This is a genomic window from Anabaena catenula FACHB-362 (genome assembly GCF_014698735.1).
GTDB lineage: Bacteria > Cyanobacteriota > Cyanobacteriia > Cyanobacteriales > Nostocaceae > Anabaena > Anabaena variabilis_A.
In genome coordinates this window covers 1-16,762 of the sequence record NZ_JACJTQ010000073.1, presented here as the reverse complement: position 1 = coordinate 16,762, position 16,762 = coordinate 1, and the positions used below count along the sequence as shown (strand labels likewise).

Genomic DNA, 16,762 nt, shown 5'->3' with positions numbered 1-16,762 from the left:
CCTCACAATATTCATCTATGACTCCCACTGTCGGGTGGGCATCTCGACGTAAATGTTTGAGGATTTGTAATTCTACATCCATTGCTCTACCTACCTTGTAGAGTTTTCTCTTCTAACCATTATATTCTTTATTCTCGGAAAGTGACAGAAGAGGGCTATATCAGCCCCAAATGATTTGTAAAAAATAAATTGTGGGAACTTAAGATTTACACAGTTTCTCTATATTTTTATCTAACTTTCTTACTCTCTAGCTTTGTTTTTGCTTAACCAGAGATAAAGTAAGAATATCTTTGATAACTCTGTAATCGCTGTTGGTTTAAATAATGGTTCACTACCAACAATTTAGCTTATCTATATATTATCACTTTGATAAATTTAAATTATAAATCATTTATAAAGATCCCTATATTTTTAGCCGAGTTAGACAGAAATTATATTCTATTTTTCAAATATTTGAAATTAAAATTTATGATAAAATTTTATATTAATTGCTCTTAAAAAAGTATTATAATTTATTAGTGCTTGCAAGTCAGTATAAATATAACTATATGTTGTTGTCAAAATACCTCGATAGATTTGTTAAAAAAATCTAAAAACTTAGCATTAATATATAAAATTTGTTAGGTTGTTCAGTGTAAATAACTAAAAGGAAAATAAAAACAATGGAAATTAGCGCCAGAAATACCTTCAAAGCAACTGTGAAAAAAGTTGTTCCTGGTTCAATTAATACAGAGGTAACATTAGAATTAGCACCTGGTGTAGAAGTAGTATCTATTATAACTAAATCATCAGCAGAAAAGCTGGGTTTAGTAGAGGGTAAACAGGCTTATGCTGTGATTAAGTCATCAGATGTACTTGTTGCTGTTGACTAAAAAATTCAGCGACTTGTCAAAAGTAACAAACCATAGGATGGGTAATTCTCATCCTATGAAATTTGAGAAAAAATAGTAGCATAATCTCTCGCTAAATCTGCATTAATCCTTTCATTACCAATATCAATATTTAAGTAATTCTGTTGGGGTAATTATCTCTTTTAGAAGTAGGTGGTAGTCAGCGTATCCTAATCTCTTAGCAAGACTGATTGCATAAAGCTTGGCTCTTTCTATTTCGTTACTCTCTATTGCTGCTGCCAGTTTTTCAGTCAAGCTTAATGTGAAGTCTTGATCGACTTTTTCTTTATCAGTTATGGCTCGTAGTTTCTCTGTCTCAGCTTTTGTGTCTTCATGAGAACCACCTAATTGCCACACTGCACCTCCTAAAAATTCTGTATCTTGAGATGAGTTTTGAGATGAGTTTCGAGATGAATTCCGAATCAACGTGAATAGGCAAATTTTAGAACTACATGGTGGAGAAAGGGAATTAAATCCGTCATTAAATTTGTGAACAAATTCTGTTTTATCAAAATTAGTATTTCCTTGAGCCGAAATATTTGTATTTACTGGTGCTGCTGTTTTTAGTAAGTTAGATTGGCTTTCTTTAGCCTCTTGGGCTATCGCCGGATAGGCAATTATGGCGATAGTTGCGGTCAAACTGGCAATGTATTTTAGACGCATGGGTAAAGCCTTAATCTTGTGGTTATGGGTTCAATTGCTATTTGATTAAGTACCAAATGAGAAGAATATCCGCTTTCTATAAAAACAGCTATTAAAAAATCTCCTAAATCATAATATTTGCCTTATTCAAAGCGTGATTGATTTGGCAATTAAGGAATCTGGGAAATGATGGTTTATTGTATCAACCCTCAACTACACGCACATAAATAGCCCGTGCTATTTCCCTATCTATAGTCATAGATAAAGTGCCACATTTAATCACAAGGGTAGGAAAATCCTGTTCTATGGTAATCAGATTTCCTGTTTTGATACCCATTGATATGAGCTTTTTTCTAATTATCTCATCCTGAGTTTTACAAACAGTAACTATTCCACATTCTCCTGATTTCAGCAATTCTAAAGAACAACCCATCACACTAAAAGGAGTGAACATTGCAGTATAATAATTAAGGGTAAAAATTGCAAAAATGAAGAATATTGATCATCCTTCATCTTGGTTGCAACTAAAACATCAAAGCTTGAGGTAAAGTCCTACAACTATTTGCAGTTGCGATATTTGACCTTATAAACTAAACCACGCCTAGCAAGATCAAAGGAGTCAACAGTCGCCTGCCCAGTGCCGGTGGCTTTCATTGCAGCATTAACTTCCATATTTACACTAGCGCCACAAGCAGACCAAACCCTAGATTTACCTTCGAGCTTTAATTTATGTCTAACTTTATAGTCAGTTTCACCCTTTAACCTCTCAGTCAAAACCAGAGAGTCACTATCAGCAAAAACATATTCCACCCGTAGCTCCCCAGTGGTGTTAGGAGAAACATAACCTCGATAATCAGCATTGTGGAGGGAAATTTGCTTACCTTGAGGTGCTTTGATGGGAATAGTTAATTTACAGCTTTTTTCCTGATTTTCTGCATCCCCCCCCAAGGCTATAAACTTATCAAATAGAATGCTGAGTTCGTTACCATCTGGGCTAACAGTTGTACTGGCAGAATTTTCAGGGCAACCGGTACCAAAATATTCTCCACCTATGATTTCAATTTTATTACTAGCAGAAGGAGGGATACTAGGCTCAGTATCATTAGGATCAGTATCAGTAGAATCGGTAGAGGAGAGGTTAATAGGATCAGCAGATGTGGGGCTTATAGAATCAGCAAAGATGGGGCTTATAGAAGCTACCATTAATGTAGCCGTAGCCAGAAATACTTTGGCAAAATTCATGAATGCTCTCCTATTATTAGATCTGATTATTAGGTCTGAGTTTTAGCCATGTCTGCGGCGTTATACTGAAGATGAAAGATATTGCTCATCTTTCATCATTCTTTAAACTAAAACATCAAAGCTTGAGGTAAATTCCTACAACTATTAGCAACTGCGATATTTGACACGATAAGTCCAACCACGCCCAGCCAAATCCAAGGAGTCAACAGTGGCCATGCCATCACCCTTAGCTTTCATGGAAGCATTAACTCGCATATTTACATTATCGCCACAGGCAGACCAAACCTCACCTTGTGACCCTAAATCATGGCGAATGTTATAGTCAGTTTCGCCCCTCAACTCCTGTTTCAACTTCAGTCCGCGACTACCAGCGAAAAAGTATTCTGTCAGAAGTTCCCCAGTGGTGTTAGGAGAAACATAACCCCGATAATCAGCATCGTAGAGGGAAATTTGCTGACCTTGAGGTACTTTGATGGAAATAGTTAAATTACAGCTTTTCCTCCGACTTTCTGCATCGCCATTCCCTAAGGCTATAAACTTATCAAATAGAATTCTTAGTTCTTGACCATCGTTACTAACGCTCACACTAGCAGACTGATCTGGGCAACCGCTACCACCATAGCTTATGCCTACAATTTCAACTTTATCATTAGCCAATGAAGGGCTAATAGAAGCTACCATTAATGTAGCTGTAGCCAGAAATACTTTGGCAAAATTCATGAATTATCTCCTATGATTAGGTCTGAGTTTTAGCAATGTCTGCGGCGTTATGCTGAAGATGAAGGATGAGCAATATCCTTCATCTTTGTTGAAGCTAAAACATCAAAGCTTTAGGTAAAGTCATGCAACTATTTGTTGCAGCTGCGATATTCGACACGATAAACCAAACCACGGTGAGCAAGATCAAAGGAGTCAACGGTGGCTATCCCGTCGCCCTTGGCTTTCATGGAAGCATTAACTCGCATATTTACACTATCGCCACAGGCAGACCAAACCTTACCTTGGGTGACTAAATCATGTTCAACGTCATAATCTTTTTCGCCCCTCAATTCCTGTCTCAACTTCAGGCCGCGACTACCAGCGAAAAAGTATTCTGTCAGAAGCTCCCCAGTGGTGTTGGGAGCAACATAACCCCGATAATTAGCAGTGTAGACGGAAATTTGAAACCCTCCAGGTACTTTGATGGGAATGGTTAAATTACAGCTTTTTCTTGCCTCTTCTGGCTTGCCATTCCCCAAGGTTATAAACTTATCAAATAGAATGCTGAGTTCTTGACCATCGGGGCTAACAGTCACACTAGCAGTCTTATCCGGGCAACCGCTACCACCATACTTTGCGCCTACAATTTCAACTTTATTATTAGCTAAGGAGGGGCTAATAGAAGCTACCATTAATGTAGCTGTAGCTAGAAATACTTTGGCAAAATTCATGAATGCTCTCCTTTTGTTAGGACTGGATTTTAGCGATACCTGTGACGGGATGCTAAAGATGAGGATGAGAAATATGTTTTATCCTGTATCTTTAGCTAGAAGAAATACTTTGGCAAAATTCATGAATGCTTTCCTATTGTTGGAGCAAATTTTTAGAGATATCTGGGAAGAAATATTAAATATAAATAAGAGGATGAAACATATGTTTCATCCCCATCCTTAATAAGCTCTGAATTCAAAGCTTGCTAAGAGTTAAAATTCCATCAAAACTTTAAACGAGATAAGGCTCTTGATGAGTCTTAATTGTGCAGTTAGAGCGAGGGTAGGTAACGCACAATAGAGCGAATCCTTTCGCCATTTGATCGTCATCTAAGAAGATTTGATCATCTTGGTTGATTTCACCTTCCACAACCTTACCTACACAGCTAGAGCAGGAACCGGAATGACAAGAGAAGGGCAATTCAATACCGGCTTCTTCTGCTGCATCTAGAATTGTAGTTTCTTCGTCACACTCAATTGTGGTGTCAAGGTTGTCTTTTTTGTTCAACAATCTTACTTGATAAGCCATTTTCCGGTTCTCCTCAAACTTAATAAAGTTAGCTTTTCTGACTTGGTTAAGACTCCCTGGCTGAATTCAAAATTCAAAATTCAAAATAAAGGATCTAATTTTTGAATTGGGAATTTGGAATTTCTTAGCTGCAAGGAACACCCTCTGGTGAACAATCACCTGCTTTAAAAGACTTTCCACAACCGCAGGTATCAGTTGCATTGGGATTGGTGAACTTGAAACCGCTGTCCATTACTCCCTCAACAAAATCGATTACCACACCTTCTAATAACGGCGCACTTTTAGCGTCCACGTAAAGCAACACATTTCCTTGTTGGGTGACGACATCATCTGGTTGAGGCTGACTTGTAATGTCGATTCCATACTCATAGCCACTGCAACCACCATCTTTGACGGAGATGCGAACACCTTTAGTGGCCTTATTAGCTTCGTCGGTTGCGGAACCTCTTAAAAATGCCCACAGGCGAAATTCTGCTTTTTCTGTTAGAGTAACAGTCATTTTGTTTCCTGTTCTGTAGCGATTATTCTGATTTCAGATGTGGGTGATTTATTGCTGGTGTGCGGAATTTTAAACCGTCACAGATTGGGATTGGGAATATCGCCAAGGTGCGGTATTTCCGCAAACTGGACAATTGCGATCGCGGTGAGAACGACGTTTAGCAAATTCCATTCTGTTCAAGTCAATCGTCAGCAGTTCTGACAATAGCGGTTGACTAAAACCAGTAATTAGCTTTACTGCTTCCAAGGCTGTTAAACAAGCCAAAGTCCCAGAAACCGCGCCCAGAACGGAAAACCCGCGCCGATCCCAATCAGGCTTTTCTGGAAATAGACAGGATAAACAAGGGGTGACACCAGGAATAATCGTGGTGAGATAAGCCTCCATCCCATCCATAGCCGCCTCTACCATTGGCTTACGCCAGCGCACACAGGCTTCATTTAACAAATTGCGTTCTGTGAAATTGTGAGCGCAATCCAAAGCCATATCCGCCGATTGCACCAATGAGTCCACATTTTCTGCGGTAATGTAATCGTGAATTGCTTCTACTTCCACATCAGGATTGATGGCTTTGAGTGTTTCTTGGGCTTTAAATACTCTAGGTTTACCCACCCAGTCGTCAGTCATCAAAACTTGACGATTCATATCATCCAGCCGCAAATCACCACCCCGGACTAGGATTAGCCGCCCAACGCCTGCTACTGCTAAGTAAAGCGCCGCCGTACCGCCTAATCCCCCCACACCTGACACCAAAACAGTCGCTGACTTGAGGCGCTTTTGAGCCGCTTCGCCAAAATTCGGGAGCATCATTTGGCGACTATAGCGTTCTAATTCGGTAGGCGTTAGGTTGATCAATTTATACCTCCTAATCAGAAGTGATTTCTGTCAGCGTGACTACATTCTTTGGCTTATCGTTAAACACTTTGAACAGCTTTTGTTCATGGGGTGTTGATTCTAGAAAAACTTCATAAGCTTTTTGCAAGGCTAAGGAGTATTGAGTTAGTTTTTCTGTATCACTTAAGTTGGGGGAAGTATTATCAATCTCTTGCATATATTGAGAGAATTTTTTCAATATATGGAGACGATTTATGTTTACAAATTGTTGGTCATATGGCAGTTGAAAGAAGATAAAATATTCTTCTGCATCTGCTAGTTTGTTGAATTCTTGAATGGTTCCTGTCATTTGGCACTCTCCAGTTGTTTGAGTTGCTGCTTGAGTTCATCTAATTGTCGATAGATTTCGTAGGTTTCAGCGGCAACATCCATTAGTGTTTTGTAATCTGCTGGTAGTCCTTCTGCTAAGTCATGCAGATCCATTTTCATTTGACCTGCTTTGCTATTTAGCTTTCTAATTTTTGTTGTGAGTTCCTCGATGGTCATTGGGAATTGGTGATTGGTAATTGGTAATACTCTCTTCGTACTAGGAGAATATGGATTTAATGAACCACGAAGACGCGAAGGACGCGAAGGAAGAAGGAAGAAGGAGAAAGGTAATAGGATGATTTTTGTCTATTTCCTATTACCAATTTGTTATATTTTTCCGACTTCGGGGAAGCGGTTTGCTAAATCAATGCCTTTTTTGACGAATGATTCTCCTTCTTCGGCTAGTTTTTCTAGGGAATCAAAGCCATAGCGATGGGCATCGCGTAGGGTTTTTACGGCTAACAATAAACGACCTGAAAAGACTAATGCCCAACCAAATCCTTCATGACCTAAGTCAACTACAACATGAGAAATTAGTCCTGTTTCTTTCTCAATGCTGGAGGCTACAGCCCGGAAGAAGGCGTTGATTCGTGATATTGTTGCTAGGTCAACTTCGCCTTCAATGGAAATTTCTCGTTTCTTTTGTTTGGTGACAACAAAAGGTTTCAGAATTAATTCATCAGCCCAATTCCGGTAAGTTCCATAAGTATCTTGCGCCCGGATTTGTTGAACTAATGCTTTCAGAAATGGTGAAGTTATCTGTGTGCTTGTAGCGGTTCCATTGACACTGTTATTTTCACTCATACGGCTGCTTCGTTTTCTACTTCTTCTGCAAAGTTTGATGTTTTTGGTTGTAAAGCTTTACGCAACCAAGGGGGGGGATTGCCTTTGAGAGTTTTGACTAATTTAGTCAAAATTTCTTCGATTTTTTCTTCTTCTGATTTAGCCTTGACTGGTGTCACACCTTTTTTGATTAAACGAGCGGCTGCACTACCACCAATGGCGACTACATAAACAATTGTACAGTCATTTAAAGCCTCAAGTTTAGGTGTGATTTTATCTTCGTTACCATCTTCTTTGAGGTCGCCTTCAAATTTCAGAGTTTCTAGGAATTCATATCCATTGTCTGAAATTTCATAAACATCAATTTCTTTAGCCCAGCCAAAGTGAGCATTAACATGAATTCTGTCTGTTGTGGTGAAGGCAATTTTCACTTTCATACTCCTAAGAAGGTGACAGGTGACAGGTGACAGGTGACAGTGAAGAGTTAAGAAGATGACAGGTGACAGGTAACAAGTGACAGGGAAGAGTTAAGAAGATGACAGGAGAAAAGAAGGGAAGAGCGAAGGAAGAAGTCAAAAATCAACTTTTATCTACTTCTTGACTGTCACCTGTCACCTGTTCCCTGTCACCTATTAATTACTGATGACCAATGATTCATCATTAATGACTCTTCGTGTTCTAAAAAGAGGTTGCCCATACCAAATAAAACTTCCATTGTGCCGCGATAGCCTACTTTGGTGAATAGACCATTTCCTAATCGGTCATAGATGGGAATTCCGAGACGGTAGAAGGGGATTTTGAGACGTTTAGCGATCGCATTCACGTTGGAGTTACCAATCAGCAAATCAGAACCTACAGCCAACTCTTCCAAATCTTCCAAGTCGCCGATAGTAACGCTTTTGACGGGAAGATGTTCTAATAAATGCGATCGCGTTGTTGTCACAGCAGCGTGAATAGATGCTCCCATTGACTGTAAAAAATGCACCATAGACCAAAGTAAATCCGGTTCTAGCGCCAAAGATACCCGTTTTGCACCGAAGTAAAAATGAGTATCCAACATTGCATCTTGCAACTGACGACGTTGACGGCGATATTTTTCCGGTACGGGATTACCACTCAACACCGCCAACGCTTGCAGGAACTCATCCACAGGTTCTAAACCCGTCAAATCCCGAAAAACTTCGTAATCTGTGCCAAAACGCTCTTGCAGAATCTTTGCAGCACCGCGCATACTTTCACCCAAAGCTAAGGTAAAAGCCGAACTACCCAAAGAACGCAATTGTTTAAGAGTTGTCCCGCTAACCGTCACCGCGCTATATTCATCCTCCAGATGTCCATCTAGAGAAGCACCCAAATCAGGGACAAAAATCGGTTCAAATCCAAAAGCGGTGACAATTTCGCGAACTTCCTGCACATCTCCAGGAGTGAAAGCAGAACCAGCCAAAATGGTGATTTGTTCAGGTTTAATTCCTCCAGCTTTAGGAATTTCCTTGACAATGCTTTCTACAGCTGCTGCGAAACCGTCTTGTAACGCACCTTTAAAATCAGGAGTAGGTGCAAATGCGATCGCTAAATAGTCAAGTTCAGGATGACGTTTGCGGATTTCTTTCAAAAAACCCTCAATATCATCGCCTCTAGTTTCTGTTAACCCAGTCGTACACAAACCGATAATTTCCGGTTTAGCCTTTTCCACCAAAGTCAGAATAGCTTGCTCAACATTTTCCTCACCACCCAAAATAGTAGTGACTTCTGTCATTGCCGTAGTAGCAAGAGGAATCGCTTCCCGAAAATGCCGCACCAACACAACTTTAGCAAAAGCAGTACAACCTTGGGAACCGTGAAACAGAGGCATTGCACCCTTCAACCCCAAAAAAGCCAAAGATGCACCCAAAGCCTGACTTTGTTTCAGCGGATTAACAGTAAGAGACTTGTTGGGAGTATTAACAATTGCCATAAATTAATCTTTCATAAATTTTAAACTTTCCTCGTTCCCTTACTTACTGAGATACGGTATACACACATCCTTACCCAGAGTTAGTTTCCAACCAAGAGAAAAAACTTAATTGGGAAATCCAGTCCCCCTCCTCTGCGGTATACACACATCCTTATCCAGAGTTAGTTTCCAACCAAGAGAAAGAACTTAATTGGGAAATCCAGTCCCCCTCCACGAAACAGCGGGGAGGGGTTAGGGGTGGGGTGTTAGCAATTAAACTTCCTCCTCATCCCAAGGAGCCGGCTTACGTATTTGTTCCCAGACAGGACTGTATAAAGCCTCATACAACTCCCGCGCCATTTCCACCATTCCCACATAACCCGCATAGGGATGATGACGTTCTTGGTTAATATCTAGAAAAGGAATCCGTGCTTTCAAAGCCGTATATTGATTCCGTCCCCCAGCAATAAGCATATCTGCGTTAGTATCTCGCACCAACTTCAATAATTCTTGGGCGTTACCTTTTTCTAGCATAATGCCATCATTGCCCAACAACTTCTTAATTTTGGCCTTATCTTCCTCTGTACTTTTGCGAGTACTAGTAGCAACAACCTCAATTCCTAAATCATTAGCTGCCGAGATAATTGACCAACTTTTCACACCGCCAGTATATAAAACCACCCGCTTACCTTTCAGGCGTTCTCTATAGGGAGCAAGTGCAATATCCAAAGCCGCAGTTTCTTCAGCAATTAACATTTCTGTCCGTGCTATTAAATCAGCATCACCTAATTTCTTAGCAACAGTTCGCAGACAACGGTTAATATCATCAATACCATAAAAAGACTCTTCAATGAAAGGAATTCCGTAGCGTTCCTCCATTTTCCGCGCCATATTTAATAGCGCCCGTGAGCAAATCATTACATTTAACTTAGCCCGGTGAGCATAACGAATTTCTTCATAGCGAGCATCACCAGTAATTTTCGATAAAACGCGAATACCTAACTTTTCAAATAAAGGCAAAACGCCCCACATTTCGCCAGCGATGTTGTACTCACCAATTAAATTAATATCATAAGGTGTAGTATATTCTGGTTCAGCAGTTCCCACTACATATTCTAGTAAAGCTTCACCACCAAAGCGATTACCCAGATTTTTACTACCAATAAAACCCGGAGCAATAACAGGAATTACAGGAATACCAATCTTCTCAGCCGCAACCTTACAAACTGCATCAATATCATCACCAATCAAAGCAGTTACGCAAGTAGCATAAACAAATATCGCAGCTGGTGTATAGCGTTCCTTTAATTCCAAAATTGCTTTATATAGCTTTTTCTCACCACCGAAAATGACATCATTTTCACCAACATCAGTGGTAAAACCAGTCTTATAAAGCATCGGGCCAGAAGACAAACTCCCTCGACTACCCCAAGAATTACCAGCACAAGCAATTGGACCATGTACCAAATGTGCAGCATCAGTAATAGGGACAAGAGCAATCATTGCTCCATCAAAAGCACAACCCCCTTGAGCCGCACCTGGTTGAGCTTGTTGTGTACAAGACTTGTTTTTCTTTTCTCCTTGTTTCTTTTGATTATGTTCGCATCCTGACTCACTAAGTAATTCGTTAATTTTGCCTTGGGTAATTTTCATCTGTCTTCTCGCGTTGGATGGAAGTTGTTAATTGAAATGTGAGCAAACCTGAATAGACTTCCCGCAAAATTCCTCTTTATATAATATTTACACAGATGAAGTTTCAGAAAAGATATCTATTTAGCTGTCGCTGAATTTTCATAACATTAATCTTTTCAAAAAACATAACCTTAAATTTCACAATCAAGTGCAAATCACAAAGGTCTAACTCGTAACTGGCTGGAAAGTCTGTTGGTGTCTGGGTTTTATGATAGCTTTGCTGGACTCAGGCATCAGTTTATGTCAATATTACTGAATTTGAGTATAAAAATGAAATCTTTCTCTTACTTACCTGCGTGATATTTTTACCACATTCATAACAGCAGTTTTCATGTATTTAGATCACACTCTTGTGAATGTATTTTTTCCTTTGCACAATTATGTCTAGGGGGGAAACAAAATCGAGATGTGGGCTGTAATATATAATTCAGGTAAATGCAATAAAAAAAAGAAAAGGGAAAAAGAAAAGTTAGGAGTCATTCAACTGGCAAAACTCATAACTTTGAATTTTGAATTTTGAATTGATTTCGCCTTTTCTTACCCTTAGATTAGACCATAATCAGGGCGGGAAAACCCCGCCCCTACCGACATTCTTAACGAATTAAGTCGTAGGAAATATCGGTCTTAGAAGGAATGTTGGTGTGTTGGTCGATATCTTCAAAGATTGTGTTTACAATCCAGTTGAGGAGGTTGATAATACCTTTATAACCAACAGTAGCGTAACGGTGGTAGTGGTGACGATCCATGATAGGATAGCCAATTCTTACCAGAGGAACCTTACAATCACGCCACAGGTACTTACCGTAGGAGTTACCAATTAACAAGTCTACGGGTTCTGTAAATAACAGTGAACGCATATGCCAAAGGTCTTTACCACCCCAGATTTTAGCACCCTTACCGAAGACGCTAGAATCTAACAACGCTTGCAGTTCTTTCTCGAATACTTCATTGGTGTTGTGAACCAAGATATGTACAGGTTCAGCACCCATTTCCAACATGAAACCAACTACGCTGTAAACTAAGTCAGGATCACCGTAGATAGCGAAGCGCTTACCGTGCAACCAAGAGTGGGAATCGGTCATTGCGTCAACTGCACGACCACGTTCAATTTCCAACTCTTCAGGAATAGCCTTACCAGTCAATTCGCTGAGTTTCATCAAGAAGTCATCAGTTCCCTTGATACCCCAAGGACGAGAAACGGAGACATCTTGCTTCCATTCTTTAGCGATGTATTCGCGGGTTTTAGTGGTGGAGTAAGCTTGCAGAGCAATAGTAGCCTTACCATTGATAGCATCTGCTGCATCTTCTAGCTTAGTACCACCTGGGTACATATCAAATTCACCAGTGTTGGGTGAATCAACATAGTCACTGTTATCAGATAAAACAGTGTAGTCAATACCCATCAAGTTAGCCATCCGCTTGATTTCGCGGTTGTTTTCTACGTAGGTATCAAAACCAGGAATGAAGTTGATTTTACCATTGCTCTTGGCTTTCTTCTTACCTTCGGTCAAGGTAGAAAGAATTCCCTTCATCATGTTGTCGTAACCAGTGATGTGGGAACCAACGAAGCTAGGTGTGTGAGCAAAAGGTACTGGGAAATCTTGAGGAACTGAACCAGCTTCTTTCGCGTTACCAATGAATGACTGTAAGTCATCACCGATAACTTCTGCCATACAGGTGGTGCAGACAGCAATCATTTTGGGCTTGTAAAGGCTGTAGGAGTTAGCCAAGCCATCGATCATGTTTTGCAGACCACCGAACACAGCAGCGTCTTCAGTCATAGAAGAAGAAACGCCGGAGAATGGTTCTTTGTAGTGACGGGTTAGGTGGGTACGGAAGTAAGCCACGCAACCTTGAGAACCTTGAACGAAGGGAAGAGTACCTTCAAAACCTACAGCAGCAAACATTGCTCCTAGAGGTTGACAACCTTTAGCTGGGTTAACGGTCAAAGCTTCACGAGCGAAGTTCTTTTCACGATATTCCCAAGTCTTTGTCCAGTCTGCAACTCGTTGTACTTCTGCGGGTTCGTGACCGTTTTCAAACTGTTTCTTGTTTTCAAACAGTTGTTTGTATTCCGGCTGGTGGAATAGCTCAACGTGATCCTTAATATTTTCTGGATTCTGAGGCATTTTGTGTATCTCCAAGCTTGCTGTGTTTTTTAGAGGGTGGGGAAATCGTGTCAGGAAACCCCACCCCTACGAGAAATGATGATTCGTAGTGGGAGTGGAGGGGGTGCGTCCTTTGGGAGAAGCGGGGAATGTGGCTCAAAATTCAGAATGCAAAATCCAAAATCCGAAACTTTGAATTTTTAATTTTGAATTTTGAATTCCTAACTCCCCCCTGGGGTGAACACCCCAGGCTATCCCTGTACGGGCAGGGTTGCACCTACTCTCTGGTGTTTCTAGACGGAAGCTTTAGCCTTAGCTTTAGCTTGAGCTTTTTTGTTCCAGGGAGCGCCGATTAATCCCCAAGTTGGGCTGTTGAGTGCCAAATCCATGTCACGAGCGAAGATTGCGAATCCGTCGTAACCGTGATAAGGGCCGGAGTATTTCTTGTGATGGTTTAATAGCTTTCAACTACGCTATGTTTGCAGTGAGCAATGTCAGCGATAAACTATGTTTGCAGTTAACTCATTTATTTTTAGTCTAAATATAGGCTAATACCAACCTCTCGTTCCTTGACTCAGACAGGGAATGCCTCAGTTAGAGGCTCTGCTTCCGCTTAAGACAGTCGAGGTAGAACCTCATCATCTGCATTCCCAGCCAGAGTCTGGGAACGAGAAAATTCTAAACTCTTACTCTCTGTGACTCTGCGCCTCTGCGTGAAATAAATTCATATTCTTAATCAGCAACACCAAGGATTATGAAAGAACAGCTACTATGGGAATTAGAGCAGGTAAATCTGCGTTTGAAGTCTGCAAAGACAAGGGTAACAATTCGGGAATCAAATGGATGTCTGCAATTACGGGCAACTTTACCCATTAAACCGGGAGATGAGGATATCAGGGGAAAGGGAAAAAAACAATACAATCTCAGTTTGAATATTCCTGCTAACTTTGACGGACTAAAAACTGCTGAGGAAGAAGCTTATGAATTAGGTAAGTTAATTGCTAGAAGAAGTTTTGTTTGGAATGATAAATATTTAGGAAATGAGGCAATTAAAAAGGATTTAATAACTATTGGTGAGCTATTAGAAAAATTTGAGAATGAATATTTTAAAACCCATAAACGCACGACTAAAAGTGAACATACTTTTTTCTATTATTTTTCTCGAATTAAGCGTTATACCAATGCTGATGATTTGGCAAATGGGGAAGTTTTGATTAATGCGATTAATAAAATAGATAAGGAATGGGCTAAATATAATGCTGTTAGAGCAATTTCTGTATTTTGCCAACTTTTCAAAATTGAGATTAATTTAACTAATTATGCTAAAGTTCCTGAAAGTAATTCTCGGAATGTTCCCACAGATAAGGAAATAGTTACTGGATTTTACAAGTTTGATGAATATCTTAATAATCGAGGTAAACAAGTTAATCAAGATGTCAAAGATAGCTGGCAACTTTGGCGTTGGACTTATGGAATGTTGGCGGTTTTTGGTTTACGTCCTAGAGAACTTTTTGTTAATCCTCATATTGATTGGTGGTTGAGTGATGAAAATATAGATTTAACTTGGAAGGTTGATAAAGATTGTAAAACTGGTGAAAGGGAAGCTTTACCTTTATATAAGGAATGGATTGATGAATTTGATTTAAGAAATCCGAAGTATTTAGAAATGTTGGCGATCGCAATTAGTAAAAAAGACCAGAATAATCATGCGGAAATCACGGCTTTAATCCAAAGGGTGAGTTGGTGGTTTAGAAAAATCGGTTTAGATTTTAAACCTTATGATTTACGTCATGGTTGGGCAATTCGAGCGCATATTTTGGGAGTTCCTATTAAAGCTGCGGCGGATAATTTGGGTCATAGTGTGCAGATTCATACGAAAACTTATCAACGTTGGTTTTCTTTAGATATGCGGAAGTTAGCAATTAATCAAGCTTTGAGTAAACGGAATGAGGTTGAGTTGATTAAGGATGAAAATACAGGGTTGAAAATGGAGAATGAAAGATTGAAGATTGAGGTGGAGAAGTTGAAGATGGAAATGGTTTATAAACGCAGTTAATTTTGGTTAATCAAGAATATCATTTTTGTGATGTGTGGTATAATCAGGTTGTCAACAATAATCAAAATCTTTATGCAAGCTACTGATATTGGGACACTTATTATTAAATCATCAGACACTTTAGGGGGTCGTCCTCGCATTGCTGGTACTAGGGTTTCTGTGCAACGAATTACAGCTTGGTACAAAATGGGATTAAATGCGGAAGAAATCACTGAACGCATGGGGAATGTAACGCTTGTTCAAGTTTATGCTGCATTAACTTATTATCATGCTAATCGAGAAGAAATTGAGGGTTATATTGCTGCGGAGAAAGCTGATTATCAACGGTTAGCAAAAGAAATGGGGCAAGCAATATGAGTTCAATTAGATTATTCATTGATGAAGACTCAATGGATCAAAGATTTATTAAAGCCTTGAGAGCTAGGGGTGTAGATGTTATTACTGTTGCTGAGGTTGAAACTATCAGTTCTAGTGATAAGGAACAACTGATTTTAGCGACTGAACTGCAAAGAGTTTTTTACACATTTAATGTTGGTGACTTTTGCCAGTTACACAGCATCTACATAGAAGAAAAACGAAGTCATGCCGGAATTATAATTTCATCTCAGGATTATTCAATTGGTGAACAAATGCGAAGAGTTCTCAGTTTAATGGCTGATAAGTCAGCAGAAGAAATGATAAACCAGTTGATGTTTCTGAGTGCTTACGCTGATAAAATATAAATATAGTTCCAAATTTATCAAGGAATATAAACCATGCAAATTATGATTGAACTCCCGGACAATATCGCCAATCAATTACAAGTCAAATGATTAAAGATGAATTTGAGCAGGTAGACACAAATCAATAATGAAGTGATTTTAGATACTGCGGTTGCAGTTCGTTTTTTTGTTTGATACAATTTCACAGGTAATAGTATATATATAAGTATTATCATGAAATTTAGTTTCATATCTCTGTATCAAGAAACAATATATGAGCAAAAAGAAAATGCTCAATCAGCTAATATACTGCTTGGGACTCAGACGGTAACGGATTCACGAGAGCAAACTGACCAAGACCCTCACAATTTTGGTACGCAAACTCAAAGTCGTATACGAGAAACTTTTGATACGGATGCTTCTTGTATGCAATTTGCTATAATTCCTTAATGTTTGGATGAAATGATAGTAATTTTTTCAAATTCACTAGATGTAACAGCAGATTATGTCTGTTCGAGACTAGAGCAAGTTCAACTGAATTATATAAGATTGGATACTGATAATCTCATTGGAAGAATAGAACTTCTCTACAAGTTGAATAATTTCTCACTGATCGTAGATCACCAAACATTAGAGCCACAGAGTATTAGTTCTGTTTGGTACAGAAGACCACAACGTTTGAGTTTTCCAGAAAAAAAACCTTTTGAAAAAGGTGAACAAGCACACACTACAAGTGAGTGGAGAGGAGCAATTGAGGGATTTTTAGCTCATATCCCGACTAAATTATGGATTAATCATCCAAAGAATAATTCTTCAGCTTCATCTAAGCTAGAACAACTGACGGGGGGACGAAATCAGCTACAAGACAGACTCTATAAGCCTCATAGCTCTTAGACCTTGTTGATAATACTTACACTTATTGCGATTTAATCTTATTAATTCTGTAACCAAATCCATACAAATCTCCTTAAAATTGACCCAAGTTTGACCATATAATCCGATATAAAAACTACTATGT

General features: G+C 39.4%; 21 protein-coding genes and 2 pseudogenes. 6 read left to right on the top strand and 17 right to left on the bottom strand.

Annotation, left to right across the window (positions count from 1 at the left end; all coding sequences use genetic code 11):
* Window positions 1-662: 662 nt before the first annotated feature.
* Window positions 663-872, top strand: coding sequence for a TOBE domain-containing protein (locus H6G68_RS25580; protein WP_016951607.1), 210 nt, complete (start codon window positions 663-665; stop codon window positions 870-872).
* Window positions 873-995: 123 nt separating this feature from the next.
* On the opposite strand, the gene H6G68_RS25575 is transcribed toward H6G68_RS25580, so the two are convergent.
* The 16 genes and pseudogenes from H6G68_RS25575 to H6G68_RS27955 form a co-directional block, all read right to left on the bottom strand.
* The gene (locus H6G68_RS25575; protein ID WP_190909161.1) at window positions 996-1,553 is read right to left on the bottom strand and encodes a hypothetical protein; all 558 of its coding nucleotides are present in this window, start codon (window positions 1,551-1,553) and stop codon (window positions 996-998) included.
* Between the two features lie 181 nt (window positions 1,554-1,734).
* The gene (locus H6G68_RS25570; RefSeq protein WP_190909160.1) at window positions 1,735-1,986 is read right to left on the bottom strand and encodes a ferrous iron transport protein A; all 252 of its coding nucleotides are present in this window, start codon (window positions 1,984-1,986) and stop codon (window positions 1,735-1,737) included.
* Between the two features lie 104 nt (window positions 1,987-2,090).
* Window positions 2,091-2,774, bottom strand: a complete 684-nt coding sequence (locus H6G68_RS25565) for a DUF4360 domain-containing protein (RefSeq protein ID WP_241993483.1) — start codon at window positions 2,772-2,774, stop codon at window positions 2,091-2,093.
* 144 nt (window positions 2,775-2,918) lie between these two features.
* On the bottom strand, window positions 2,919-3,494 hold the full coding sequence (locus H6G68_RS25560; protein WP_190909159.1) for a DUF4360 domain-containing protein: 576 nt from the start codon (window positions 3,492-3,494) through the stop codon (window positions 2,919-2,921).
* 128 nt (window positions 3,495-3,622) lie between these two features.
* Complete coding sequence (locus H6G68_RS25555) at window positions 3,623-4,204, bottom strand: DUF4360 domain-containing protein (protein WP_190909158.1); 582 nt, start codon at window positions 4,202-4,204, stop codon at window positions 3,623-3,625.
* 271 nt (window positions 4,205-4,475) lie between these two features.
* Window positions 4,476-4,772 (bottom strand): 2Fe-2S iron-sulfur cluster-binding protein, encoded by a 297-nt coding sequence (locus H6G68_RS25550; RefSeq protein ID WP_015214322.1) that lies wholly within the window; start codon window positions 4,770-4,772, stop codon window positions 4,476-4,478.
* Window positions 4,773-4,896: 124 nt separating this feature from the next.
* Window positions 4,897-5,271 carry a HesB/IscA family protein gene (locus tag H6G68_RS25545; protein ID WP_190909157.1) on the bottom strand — a complete coding sequence of 125 codons (375 nt, stop codon included), beginning with the start codon at window positions 5,269-5,271 and terminating at the stop codon, window positions 4,897-4,899.
* A 69-nt stretch (window positions 5,272-5,340) separates the two neighbouring features.
* The gene (locus H6G68_RS25540) at window positions 5,341-6,123 is read right to left on the bottom strand and encodes a HesA/MoeB/ThiF family protein (protein WP_190909156.1); all 783 of its coding nucleotides are present in this window, start codon (window positions 6,121-6,123) and stop codon (window positions 5,341-5,343) included.
* Between the two features lie 10 nt (window positions 6,124-6,133).
* Window positions 6,134-6,451, bottom strand: a complete 318-nt coding sequence (gene nifW, locus H6G68_RS25535; protein WP_190909155.1) for a nitrogenase-stabilizing/protective protein NifW — start codon at window positions 6,449-6,451, stop codon at window positions 6,134-6,136.
* Entirely contained in the window at window positions 6,448-6,648 is a 201-nt protein-coding gene (locus tag H6G68_RS25530; RefSeq protein WP_015214318.1) for a CCE_0567 family metalloprotein, read from the bottom strand. The genes nifW and H6G68_RS25530 overlap by 4 nt, the downstream gene beginning before the upstream one ends.
* Window positions 6,649-6,798: 150 nt before the next feature.
* The gene (locus H6G68_RS25525; protein WP_190909154.1) at window positions 6,799-7,275 is read right to left on the bottom strand and encodes a NifX-associated nitrogen fixation protein; all 477 of its coding nucleotides are present in this window, start codon (window positions 7,273-7,275) and stop codon (window positions 6,799-6,801) included.
* The gene (gene nifX / locus H6G68_RS25520; protein ID WP_190909153.1) at window positions 7,272-7,691 is read right to left on the bottom strand and encodes a nitrogen fixation protein NifX; all 420 of its coding nucleotides are present in this window, start codon (window positions 7,689-7,691) and stop codon (window positions 7,272-7,274) included. The genes H6G68_RS25525 and nifX overlap by 4 nt, the downstream gene beginning before the upstream one ends.
* A 188-nt stretch (window positions 7,692-7,879) precedes the next feature.
* Window positions 7,880-9,208 (bottom strand): nitrogenase iron-molybdenum cofactor biosynthesis protein NifN, encoded by a 1,329-nt coding sequence (nifN, locus tag H6G68_RS25515; RefSeq protein ID WP_190909152.1) that lies wholly within the window; start codon window positions 9,206-9,208, stop codon window positions 7,880-7,882.
* A gap of 252 nt (window positions 9,209-9,460) precedes the next feature.
* Window positions 9,461-10,840, bottom strand: coding sequence for a nitrogenase iron-molybdenum cofactor biosynthesis protein NifE (nifE, locus tag H6G68_RS25510; RefSeq protein WP_190909151.1), 1,380 nt, complete (start codon window positions 10,838-10,840; stop codon window positions 9,461-9,463).
* 632 nt (window positions 10,841-11,472) lie between these two features.
* Window positions 11,473-13,008 carry a nitrogenase molybdenum-iron protein subunit beta gene (nifK, locus tag H6G68_RS25505; RefSeq protein WP_190909150.1) on the bottom strand — a complete coding sequence of 512 codons (1,536 nt, stop codon included), beginning with the start codon at window positions 13,006-13,008 and terminating at the stop codon, window positions 11,473-11,475.
* Window positions 13,009-13,280: 272 nt separating this feature from the next.
* Window positions 13,281-13,439, bottom strand: a pseudogene (locus H6G68_RS27955) (nitrogenase molybdenum-iron protein alpha chain); the annotation flags it as partial.
* Between the two features lie 302 nt (window positions 13,440-13,741).
* Here H6G68_RS27955 and H6G68_RS25495 point away from each other — a divergent pair.
* The 5 genes from H6G68_RS25495 (at window position 13,742) to H6G68_RS25475 (ending at window position 16,638) form a co-directional block, all read left to right on the top strand.
* On the top strand, window positions 13,742-15,043 hold the full coding sequence (locus tag H6G68_RS25495; RefSeq protein ID WP_190909149.1) for a site-specific integrase: 1,302 nt from the start codon (window positions 13,742-13,744) through the stop codon (window positions 15,041-15,043).
* A gap of 72 nt (window positions 15,044-15,115) precedes the next feature.
* On the top strand, window positions 15,116-15,400 hold the full coding sequence (locus H6G68_RS25490) for a DUF433 domain-containing protein (RefSeq protein WP_190909148.1): 285 nt from the start codon (window positions 15,116-15,118) through the stop codon (window positions 15,398-15,400).
* Window positions 15,397-15,765, top strand: a complete 369-nt coding sequence (locus H6G68_RS25485) for a DUF5615 family PIN-like protein (RefSeq protein WP_190909147.1) — start codon at window positions 15,397-15,399, stop codon at window positions 15,763-15,765. The genes H6G68_RS25490 and H6G68_RS25485 overlap by 4 nt, the downstream gene beginning before the upstream one ends.
* 213 nt (window positions 15,766-15,978) lie before the next feature.
* The gene (locus H6G68_RS25480; RefSeq protein WP_190909146.1) at window positions 15,979-16,194 is read left to right on the top strand and encodes a hypothetical protein; all 216 of its coding nucleotides are present in this window, start codon (window positions 15,979-15,981) and stop codon (window positions 16,192-16,194) included.
* Between the two features lie 12 nt (window positions 16,195-16,206).
* Window positions 16,207-16,638, top strand: a complete 432-nt coding sequence (locus H6G68_RS25475) for an MvdC/MvdD family ATP grasp protein (RefSeq protein WP_339327891.1) — start codon at window positions 16,207-16,209, stop codon at window positions 16,636-16,638.
* Here the strand turns inward: H6G68_RS25475 and H6G68_RS27455 are convergent.
* A pseudogene (locus tag H6G68_RS27455) lies at window positions 16,603-16,762 on the bottom strand (IS4 family transposase); the annotation flags it as partial. The gene H6G68_RS25475 and the pseudogene H6G68_RS27455 overlap by 36 nt on opposite strands.

Coding starts and splice junctions, on each gene's coding strand:
- H6G68_RS25580 (WP_016951607.1), top strand. CDS start 663: ATGGAAATTAGCGCCAGAAATACCTTCAAAGCAACTGTGAAAAAAGTT.
- H6G68_RS25575 (WP_190909161.1), bottom strand. CDS start 1,553: ATGCGTCTAAAATACATTGCCAGTTTGACCGCAACTATCGCCATAATT.
- H6G68_RS25570 (WP_190909160.1), bottom strand. CDS start 1,986: ATGTTCACTCCTTTTAGTGTGATGGGTTGTTCTTTAGAATTGCTGAAA.
- H6G68_RS25565 (WP_241993483.1), bottom strand. CDS start 2,774: ATGAATTTTGCCAAAGTATTTCTGGCTACGGCTACATTAATGGTAGCT.
- H6G68_RS25560 (WP_190909159.1), bottom strand. CDS start 3,494: ATGAATTTTGCCAAAGTATTTCTGGCTACAGCTACATTAATGGTAGCT.
- H6G68_RS25555 (WP_190909158.1), bottom strand. CDS start 4,204: ATGAATTTTGCCAAAGTATTTCTAGCTACAGCTACATTAATGGTAGCT.
- H6G68_RS25550 (WP_015214322.1), bottom strand. CDS start 4,772: ATGGCTTATCAAGTAAGATTGTTGAACAAAAAAGACAACCTTGACACC.
- H6G68_RS25545 (WP_190909157.1), bottom strand. CDS start 5,271: ATGACTGTTACTCTAACAGAAAAAGCAGAATTTCGCCTGTGGGCATTT.
- nifW (WP_190909155.1), bottom strand. CDS start 6,451: ATGACAGGAACCATTCAAGAATTCAACAAACTAGCAGATGCAGAAGAA.
- H6G68_RS25530 (WP_015214318.1), bottom strand. CDS start 6,648: ATGACCATCGAGGAACTCACAACAAAAATTAGAAAGCTAAATAGCAAA.
- H6G68_RS25525 (WP_190909154.1), bottom strand. CDS start 7,275: ATGAGTGAAAATAACAGTGTCAATGGAACCGCTACAAGCACACAGATA.
- nifX (WP_190909153.1), bottom strand. CDS start 7,691: ATGAAAGTGAAAATTGCCTTCACCACAACAGACAGAATTCATGTTAAT.
- nifN (WP_190909152.1), bottom strand. CDS start 9,208: ATGGCAATTGTTAATACTCCCAACAAGTCTCTTACTGTTAATCCGCTG.
- nifE (WP_190909151.1), bottom strand. CDS start 10,840: ATGAAAATTACCCAAGGCAAAATTAACGAATTACTTAGTGAGTCAGGA.
- nifK (WP_190909150.1), bottom strand. CDS start 13,008: ATGCCTCAGAATCCAGAAAATATTAAGGATCACGTTGAGCTATTCCAC.
- H6G68_RS25495 (WP_190909149.1), top strand. CDS start 13,742: ATGAAAGAACAGCTACTATGGGAATTAGAGCAGGTAAATCTGCGTTTG.
- H6G68_RS25490 (WP_190909148.1), top strand. CDS start 15,116: ATGCAAGCTACTGATATTGGGACACTTATTATTAAATCATCAGACACT.
- H6G68_RS25485 (WP_190909147.1), top strand. CDS start 15,397: ATGAGTTCAATTAGATTATTCATTGATGAAGACTCAATGGATCAAAGA.
- H6G68_RS25480 (WP_190909146.1), top strand. CDS start 15,979: ATGAAATTTAGTTTCATATCTCTGTATCAAGAAACAATATATGAGCAA.
- H6G68_RS25475 (WP_339327891.1), top strand. CDS start 16,207: ATGATAGTAATTTTTTCAAATTCACTAGATGTAACAGCAGATTATGTC.